The organism is Sphingomonas trueperi (genome assembly GCF_040545665.1).
Classification (GTDB): Bacteria; Pseudomonadota; Alphaproteobacteria; order Sphingomonadales; family Sphingomonadaceae; genus Sphingomonas; species Sphingomonas trueperi_B.
This window is the reverse complement of the sequence record NZ_JBEPMH010000002.1, coordinates 716,229-724,033: the sequence shown is the minus strand read 5'-3', so window position 1 is coordinate 724,033 and position 7,805 is coordinate 716,229. Positions and strand designations below refer to the sequence as shown.

Here is a 7,805-nt window from a genome sequence, read left to right as displayed (position 1 = left end):
GGATGCGTGCCAAGGGCAAATCACCCAAGACCATCCTCATCGCTGTCGCCAGACAACTTCTCGTCATCCTCAACGCCATGATCCGTAAAAGGCAGTCTATCGCGCTCGAGTGACCATCACAGTTGCCCCCGCCTGCGGGCGGGGGAGCGTTCAGCGCTGGTCGTTTTGGCAGCGCTCGGGATGCTTGCGGCATTCCTTTTCGTGCTTGCGCATCTTCCGGCCGCGGTTGCGGTCCGCTTCGTCCTGGCTGGTGGTTGCCCAGTCGACCGCCTGGCCGCCGGCGCGGACCGGCAGGGTCACGACCTTGGCGGCGGTCTTCACCACGCATCCCCCCGCGAGCAGCGGCAGCACCAGCAGGACGGGGAGGATGCGCATATTGGATAAGCCTTAGTTGCCGTTGGGTTTCAGGAAGCTATCCCGAGCCGGCACGCCGATGGAAGGGAAATCGGTGAAGAAGCCGTCGATCCCCGCCTTGAGGAAGGCGGTGATCTCCGCTTCGAGCCGGCCATGCGCGGCAGGATCGGTGCCGACCTGATAGGCGGGCATCAGGAAGAAATTCTCGGCGCGGAAGGTCCAGGGGTGGAGCTTCAGCCCCGCGGCATGGGCATCGGCGACCAGCGTGGAGGGCGTGCCGTCCTTGGCGATGATCTGGGTCAGCTCGGGGCCGATGCCCGCGGCGTATTGCGCGACGGCCTTCAGCCCGTCGGGCGTCGCCATCTCCTTGTAGCTGGCATAGGCGTGATCGGCCGGGCCTTCGCTGCCTGCCATCAGCTGGATCAGCGGCACCTTGGTCATCGTGTGGAGCTGCTTGAGATTGTTCACCTCGAACGACTGGATGAACACCGGCGCATCGGCGCGGTCCCAGCCGGCCGCCTTGAGCTTGGCGACCAGCCGCGCTTCGAGCGGCAGGCCGATCGAGGCGAAATAGCTCGGGTGCTTCGTCTCCGGATAGATGCCGATCACCCGGTGCAGCCGTGCCGATTCCTTCTTGGCGAGCGCGATGATCTCGTCGAGCGTCGGGATCGTCGCCTGGCCGTCATAGGCGGTGTTGCCCGGACGGAGCTTGGGCAGCCGCTCCTTGGCGCGCAGCGTCTTGAGCTCGGCCAGCGTGAAGTCCTCGGTGAACCAGCCGGTGATCGTCTGGCCGTCGATCGTCTTGGTGGTCTTGCGGGCCGCGAATTCGGGATGCGCCGCGACGTCGGTCGTGTCGGTGATGGCGTTCTCGTGCCGGGCGACCAGTTCGCCGTCCTTGGTGGGGACGAGGTCGGGCTCGATGAAGTCGGCGCCGAGGTCGATCGCGCGCTGGTAGGAGAGCAGCGTGTGCTCGGGCCGTTCGCCGCTGGCGCCGCGATGGCCGATCACGACGATACGGGGCATGGGCTTCTGCATGGGATGACCTTGTCCGAAAGCGAGGGCGGGCGCCAGCAGCGCCATCGCCAAAAACATCCATCTCGTCACGAAACTCTCCTTCCGCTAGGCGGGTAGAAAGCGGATGTGACGGGAGCGCGACAAGTGGCGGACAACGACGGCGTGCTGGCAGCGGCCGAGGCCTGGCGGGGCGCGAAGATGGCGCTGGCGACGGTGGTGACCACTTGGGGCTCGGCCCCGCGGCCACGCGGCAGCCATCTGCTGGTGCACGAAGATGGGCGGTTCGAAGGCTCGGTCTCGGGCGGCTGCGTCGAAACCGATATCCTGCAGACCGCCGCCGAGGTGATCGCCGGCGCGCCGGCGGTGGTGAAGGAGTACGGCGTCGCCGATGCGGCGGCGTGGGAAGTCGGGCTGCCCTGTGGTGGGCAGATCGCGGTGCTGGTGCAGCCGGTCTCGGCAATCGGCTTCCCGCCCGAGCTGTTCGATGCGATCCGCGAAGCGCGCGCCGAGGGGCATCCGCTGGAAGTGGGTACGGACCTCGCCACCGGGCAGAGCGCGATCGGCGGCGCTGGGTTCGTCAACCGCTACGATCCCCCCCGGCGGCTGCTCATCGTCGGCGCGGTGCAGATCGCGCAGGCGCTGGCGGGGCTCGCCCGCGAGCTGGGCATCGCGACGACGGTGATCGATCCGCGCGGGCGGTTCCTCACCGAGGAGCGCTTCCCCGGCGTGACGCTGGACGATCGCTGGCCGGACGAGGCGGTGACCGCGCTCAAGCCCGATCCGGCGACGGCGGTGGTGACGCTGAGCCACGACCCCAAGATCGACGATGCCGCGCTGATCGCAGCGCTGGCGCACCCCACCGGCTATGTCGCGGCGCTGGGTTCGCGGCGCAGCCAGGCGGCGCGGCTGGAACGACTTGGCGCGGCGGGCGTCTCAGCGCAGGATCTCGCGCGGATCGAAGGACCGGCGGGGCTTTCGATCGGGGCGATCGGTCCGTCCGAGATCGCCCTGTCCATTGCCGCCGCCATGGTGAAGACCTTCCATGCTGACTCCTGAAAAGACCGCGCTCGTCCTGCTCGCCGCGGGCAAGTCAGAGCGCTTCGCCGACGGCGACAAGCTGACCGAGGAATATCTCGGCCATCCGCTCGCCTTCCATGTGGTGACCGCGCTGGAGAAGATTCCGTTCCTCGCCCGCGTCGCCGTGGTGTCGGACACCACGCTCGATTTCGCGTCGCGCGGGTTCCAGGTGGTGGAGAATCCCGATCCGTCGCTGGGCCAGGCGCGTTCGGTCCGCTACGGTGTCCAGGCGGCGGAGAAGGCGGGGGCGGAGGCGGTGCTGATCGCGCTGGCGGACATGCCGCGCGTCACCGTCGCGCATTGCTACCGGCTGTTCGACGCATCGGACAATGGCGCGACGCTGGTCGCCTCCAGCGACGGCGTCCAGCCGATGCCGCCGGCGCTGATCGGCCGCGACCATTTCGCCGAGCTGTGCAGCCTGGAAGGCGATGCCGGCGCCCGGACGCTGATCCTGCGCGGCCATCACGTCATCACCCGGCCCGAGGAACTGGTCGACATCGACACCCGCGAGGATCTCGAGGAGCTGCGCGGGCGCGAGGCTGCCGCGGCTATTCGTGCCGCAAGGCGTCGATCGGATTGAGCGCGGCGGCGCGCCGCGCCGGGAAGAAGCCGAACACGATGCCGATCAGCGCCGAGATGGCGAAGCTGATCAGGTTGATCGACAGGTCGAAGGTGAAGGGCAGGTCGGCCAGCTTGGCCAGCCCCCAGGAGGCGAAGAAGGCGAGGCCGACGCCGATCAGCCCGCCCAGGCACGACAGCGCCACCGCCTCTACCAGGAACTGCAGCAGCACTTCCTTGCCGAGCGCGCCGATTGCGAGACGGATGCCGATCTCGCGGGTCCGCTCGGTCACCGACACCAGCATGATGTTCATGATGCCGATGCCGCCGACCAGCAGGCTGACTGCAGCGATGGCCGCGACGAACAGCGTCATCTGCTGCATCTGGTTCTGCACCGTCGAGGCGAATTCGGCGCTGTCGAAGATGTCGAAATTGTCGGGTTGGTCGGGCGTCAGGTGGCGGCGCTCGCGCAATAGTCCGACGATCGACTGCTTCACCGCTGCGGTGTCGTAGCCCGGCGCTACCGCGATCTGGATCGCGAGGACGTTCTGGTTGCCGACGAAGCGGCGCTGCACCGTCTTGAGCGGCAGCACCACGGTGGAGTTGGGATCGGTGAAGCCGGCATTGTCGCGCTTCTTGAGCACGCCCACCACTTCGCAGCTGACCGTGCCGAGGCGGAAGCGTTCGCCGACCGGATCCTCGTTGGCGAACAAATTGGTGCGGATCGTGTCGCCGATGATGCACACCGACTTGCCGGCACTCTGCTCCGCCTCGGTGAACCGCCTGCCGCCTGCGAATTCCAGATTCTGCGCGTCGAAATAGTCGTTGGACGTGCCCGTGACCGAGGCGGTCCAGTTCTGCGCGTTCCGCACGGCGAGCGCCGAGGCGGAAGCTTGCGGCGCGACCGCGCTGACCCCGCTCACCTGCTGTCGGATCGCCTGGATGTCGCCATTCTCGAACTGCGGCGGCGCATTGCCGCCACCGCGCCGGCCGCCGCTGGGAAAGACGGTCAGCGTGTTGTTGCCGAGCGAGCTGATCGACGCCTGCACCGAGGCCGAAACGCCGTTGCCCAGCGTTACCATGGTTATGACGGCAGCGACGCCGATGATGATGCCGAGCGTCGTGAGGAACGACCGCAGGATGTGGCGGCGGATTTCGCGCAGCGAGAGGAGCAGGGTGGTGAACAGCATCGCCTCAGACCCCCATGCCGGCGGGGGTCTCGGTCCGCTCGACCAGCCCGTCCTTGAAATGCACGATCGTGCGCGCGAAGCTCGCCATCTCGGGTTCGTGGGTGACCATCAGCACGGTGATGCCGAGGTCGACGTTGAGCCGCTGAAGCAGCTTCATGATCTCCACCGAGCGTTCGCTGTCGAGATTGCCGGTCGGCTCGTCGGCGAGCAGCACGTCGGGTTGCGTCACGATCGCGCGGGCGATGGCGACGCGCTGCTGCTGGCCGCCGGAGAGTTCCGAGGGCGTGTGGTCCGCCCAGCGATCGAGCCCAACCTGCTCCAGCGCCGCCATCGCCGCCTCGCGCCGCGCCTTGCGATGCTCGCCGCGATAGAGCAGCGGCAGCTCGACATTCTCCAGCGCGGTGGTGCGGGCGAGCAGGTTGAACCCCTGGAAGACGAAGCCGAGATAGCGGCGGCGCAGATAGGCGCGCTGGTCGCGATCGAGCTTTTCCACATGGACGCCCCGGAACCGATAGCTGCCGCCGGTCGGCACATCGAGGCAGCCGAGGATGTTCATCGTCGTCGACTTCCCCGATCCCGATGCGCCCATCACCGCCAGGAACGCGCCGGCATCGATCCTGAGATCGACGCCCTTGAGCGCCTGGAACGCGGTCGGCCCTTCGCCGAACGTCTTGGTGATGCCCTGGAGCTGGATCAGCGGCTCGGCCATGTCAGTCCTGGTCGGCCTTGGCGGGCTTGGCCGCGCCGTTCGCCTGGACCCCCACGATCACCTTCATGCCGGGCTTGAGCTGGGTGCTGGTGACGGCGGTGCGGCTGCCGTCGCTGGGGCCGGTGACGACCTCCACCTTCTGCGGCTTGCCGTCGCTGCCGACGACATAGACGGTCTGCTTGCTGCCGCGGCCGATCGCCTTTTGCTGCTCCTCCCGGCGCGGGCCGAACTGGATTCCGCCGCCGCCGCTCTTGGCACCGGTATCCTGTGGGGTGAAGCGCAGCGCGCCGTTGGGGATGATCAGCGTGTTCTCCAGCTTTTCGACGCCGATCGTCGCGGTTGCGGTCATGCCGGGGCGCAGCGTCAGGTCCGGATTGGCGACCGAGAGGATCGCCGCATAGGAAACGACCTGGTTGGCCGTCGTGGTGCTGCTCGTCGTCGCACTGGTCGTCGCCGTCGAGGCGGTGAGGTTGGAGCCGAGGTCGACGCGGGTGATCTGCGCCGGGAAGGTGCGGCCGGGGAAGGCATCCACGGTGAAGCTGGCCGGCAGCCCGACCTTGACCGAGCCGACATCGGCCTCGTCGATCGCGACCTCCAGCTTCATGTGGGTCAGGTCCTGCGCGATCACGAACATGTTCGGCGTGCTGAACTGCGCCGCGACGGTCTGGCCGGCATCGACCTGGCGGGCAAGCACCACGCCGTTCACCGGCGAGCGGATGATCGAGCGGGTCCGCTGGGTCTGGTTCGACGACAGCGAGGCCTGGGCCGAAATGACATTGGCCTGGGCGGAGCGCAGGTTGGCGCGGGCGCGGGCCACCGCGGCACGGGCGGTATCGAGCTCGGTCTTGGCGGGTACCTTGCCGCCAGACAAGCGGTTCACTTCCTCCATGCGGCGGAGCTGCGCGGTCGCCTCGTCGAGCGTCGCCTGGGCCTGGGCGACCGCGGCCTGATTGGCGGACAGCGTCGCGCGGCTCTGGGTGATCGCGTCGTCGAGCCGGGCGGGGTCGATGATCGCGATCGTTTGCCCTTCGGTCACCCGGTCGTTGACGTCGACCAGCACCTTGAGGACCAGGCCCGAGATTTCCGAGCCCACCGTCACCTGCCGGATCGGCGCGAGCCGGCCGGTGGCGGAGACGGTCACCGACAGCGCGCCCTTCTCGGCGGGGACGGTGATGTAGTTGGGCGGCGGCTTGGGCGTGAAGCAGCGCGAGACGAGCAGCCCCAGCACCACCACGACCAGCGCGATGAGGATCCAGCGCAGGTTGCGCCGCCACCAGGGCCGCCGCTTGGTGCCCAGAAAGGTGTCGAGGTCCTGCGGTTCACTGGCCATCGGTGGCGCTGCCTGTTCTTGGAGGGAGGGGCGGGATCGGCGCGGCTTCGTCCCAGCCGCCGCCAAGCGCGACATAGAGCTGTATCAGCGCGGTCGCCTGTTCGGACTCGGCCTGGGACAAGCCGTTCTTGGCCGAAAGCAGCGCGCTTTCGGACTGGTTGAGCGTCGTGAAATCGGTGAGGCCCGAGCGATACTGGAAGCGCGCCAGCAGCGCCTGGTTGGTTGCGGCCTCCAGCGCGGTGCGGAACGCTGCCTCGCGCTCGCGTGCGGCCTGGAGCGCGATGATCGCGTTCTCGATCTCCTCCATCGCCTGCAGCACGCTGGCCTTGTAGCTGTAGAAGGCGCCGTCCGCCCCGGCGCGGGCGGAGCGGAGCTGGCTGCGCAACCGGCCGGAATCGAAGATCGTCTGCGCGACATTGGCGAAGGCGCGGCCGGTGATGAGGTCGAGGAGCGACCGCACCGATCCGCTGCCCGAGCTGATGCTGCCGCCGAGGCTGAGGCTCGGGTAGAGCTGCGCGCGCGACACGCCGATCTGCGCGGTCGCGGCGGCGAGGTTGCGCTCGGCCGCGCGCACGTCGGGGCGCTGGCGCAGCGCATCGGCGGGGATGCCCGCGGCGACGCCGGCGGGGCCGCGCGGGATCGGCCTGGGCGCCTCCATCGCGGCGCGCAGCGCACCGGGCACCTGGCCGGTCAGCACGCCGAGCCGGGCGACAGTGGCGGCATAGCTGCTTTCGAGCTGCGGGATGGACGCGGCAGTCTGCGATCGCTGCGCGCGCGCCTGCTCGGCATCGAGCGAGGAGACCAAGCCGGCCTGCACCCGCCACTGCGCGATCTGCAGGTTCTCGTCCTGAATGGCGAGGCTCTCGCGGGCATTGGCAAGCTGCGCCTGCGACAGCCGCGCCTGCACATAGTTGCGCGCGGTTTCGGATTCGACCGAGAGCAGCACCGCGGCGCGGTTGAACCCGGCCGCTTCAACGTTCGCGCGGGCGCTGCGGACGCCGCTGCGCACCCCGCCGAACAGATCGGCCTGATAGCTCGCATCGAGCCCCAGCGAGAAATTGCTGCTGCCGCCCTGCGAGAAGGAGGCGATGGTACCGTCGGGCAGCTGCGTGGTGGTGGTGCCGCCGCGCAGCGGCTCGTTGCGCGAATAGCCGGCCGAGCCGCTCACCGTCGGCAGCAACGCCGAGCGGGACTGGACCAGCGACTCGCGCGCCTGGCGCAGCCGGATCACCGCCTGGGCGATGTCGAGATTGGCGGTCTGCGCCTGGCCGATCAACTGGCCGAGCATCGGATCGTCGAACCGATCCCACCAGCGCACCAGATCCTCGCGCGCCTGCTGCGCCGGGTCGACCGAGAAGCTATCGGGCAGATCGATCGGGGCGGCGGCCTGTTGCGGGTGGGCGGAACCGGTGGAGCAGGCTGCAAGCGGCAGCGCCGCACAGAGCAACAGAGCAAGCGCAGGTCGTGCCATAGCGTCTTATATGGCTGATACGGTTTCGCGGTGCTACCGAAATTTGTTTGCCGAATGTAACGATGTTGCAACCACCGGTGCCTTGCCTATCCACCCCTTGCG

General features: G+C 68.5%; 8 protein-coding genes. 2 read left to right on the top strand and 6 right to left on the bottom strand.

The features are described 5' to 3' along the window. Positions 1-150: 150 nt before the first annotated feature. Both ABIC65_RS10815 and ABIC65_RS10810 read right to left on the bottom strand, forming a co-directional pair. The gene (locus ABIC65_RS10815; RefSeq protein WP_354308592.1) at positions 151-375 is read right to left on the bottom strand and encodes a hypothetical protein; all 225 of its coding nucleotides are present in this window, start codon (positions 373-375) and stop codon (positions 151-153) included. Positions 376-387: 12 nt separating this feature from the next. Beyond that, entirely contained in the window at positions 388-1,434 is a 1,047-nt protein-coding gene (locus ABIC65_RS10810; RefSeq protein WP_436286727.1) for a glycerophosphodiester phosphodiesterase, read from the bottom strand. 78 nt (positions 1,435-1,512) lie between these two features. On the opposite strand from ABIC65_RS10810, the gene ABIC65_RS10805 reads away from it, so the two are divergent. Further along, a complete protein-coding gene (locus tag ABIC65_RS10805; RefSeq protein WP_354308588.1) occupies positions 1,513-2,424 on the top strand; it encodes an XdhC family protein in 912 nt (303 codons plus the stop codon). Further along, positions 2,411-3,025 carry a nucleotidyltransferase family protein gene (locus tag ABIC65_RS10800; protein WP_354308586.1) on the top strand — a complete coding sequence of 205 codons (615 nt, stop codon included), beginning with the start codon at positions 2,411-2,413 and terminating at the stop codon, positions 3,023-3,025. The genes ABIC65_RS10805 and ABIC65_RS10800 overlap by 14 nt, the downstream gene beginning before the upstream one ends. On the opposite strand, the gene ABIC65_RS10795 is transcribed toward ABIC65_RS10800, so the two are convergent. From ABIC65_RS10795 to ABIC65_RS10780, 4 genes are read right to left on the bottom strand one after another with little or no spacing between them, the layout of a single operon-like run. Continuing rightward, complete coding sequence (locus ABIC65_RS10795; RefSeq protein WP_354308585.1) at positions 2,994-4,193, bottom strand: ABC transporter permease; 1,200 nt, start codon at positions 4,191-4,193, stop codon at positions 2,994-2,996. The two genes, ABIC65_RS10800 and ABIC65_RS10795, sit on opposite strands and share 32 nt — an antisense overlap. Before the next feature lie 4 nt (positions 4,194-4,197). Beyond that, entirely contained in the window at positions 4,198-4,902 is a 705-nt protein-coding gene (locus ABIC65_RS10790; protein ID WP_354308584.1) for an ABC transporter ATP-binding protein, read from the bottom strand. Between the two features lies 1 nt (position 4,903). Continuing rightward, complete coding sequence (locus tag ABIC65_RS10785; RefSeq protein WP_354308583.1) at positions 4,904-6,232, bottom strand: efflux RND transporter periplasmic adaptor subunit; 1,329 nt, start codon at positions 6,230-6,232, stop codon at positions 4,904-4,906. Next, positions 6,222-7,703 carry an efflux transporter outer membrane subunit gene (locus ABIC65_RS10780; RefSeq protein WP_354308582.1) on the bottom strand — a complete coding sequence of 494 codons (1,482 nt, stop codon included), beginning with the start codon at positions 7,701-7,703 and terminating at the stop codon, positions 6,222-6,224. The genes ABIC65_RS10785 and ABIC65_RS10780 overlap by 11 nt, the downstream gene beginning before the upstream one ends. Positions 7,704-7,805: the final 102 nt, after the last annotated feature.

Coding starts and splice junctions, on each gene's coding strand:
- ABIC65_RS10815 (WP_354308592.1), bottom strand. CDS start 375: ATGCGCATCCTCCCCGTCCTGCTGGTGCTGCCGCTGCTCGCGGGGGGA.
- ABIC65_RS10810 (WP_436286727.1), bottom strand. CDS start 1,434: ATGGCGCTGCTGGCGCCCGCCCTCGCTTTCGGACAAGGTCATCCCATG.
- ABIC65_RS10800 (WP_354308586.1), top strand. CDS start 2,411: ATGCTGACTCCTGAAAAGACCGCGCTCGTCCTGCTCGCCGCGGGCAAG.
- ABIC65_RS10795 (WP_354308585.1), bottom strand. CDS start 4,193: ATGCTGTTCACCACCCTGCTCCTCTCGCTGCGCGAAATCCGCCGCCAC.
- ABIC65_RS10790 (WP_354308584.1), bottom strand. CDS start 4,902: ATGGCCGAGCCGCTGATCCAGCTCCAGGGCATCACCAAGACGTTCGGC.
- ABIC65_RS10785 (WP_354308583.1), bottom strand. CDS start 6,232: ATGGCCAGTGAACCGCAGGACCTCGACACCTTTCTGGGCACCAAGCGG.
- ABIC65_RS10780 (WP_354308582.1), bottom strand. CDS start 7,703: ATGGCACGACCTGCGCTTGCTCTGTTGCTCTGTGCGGCGCTGCCGCTT.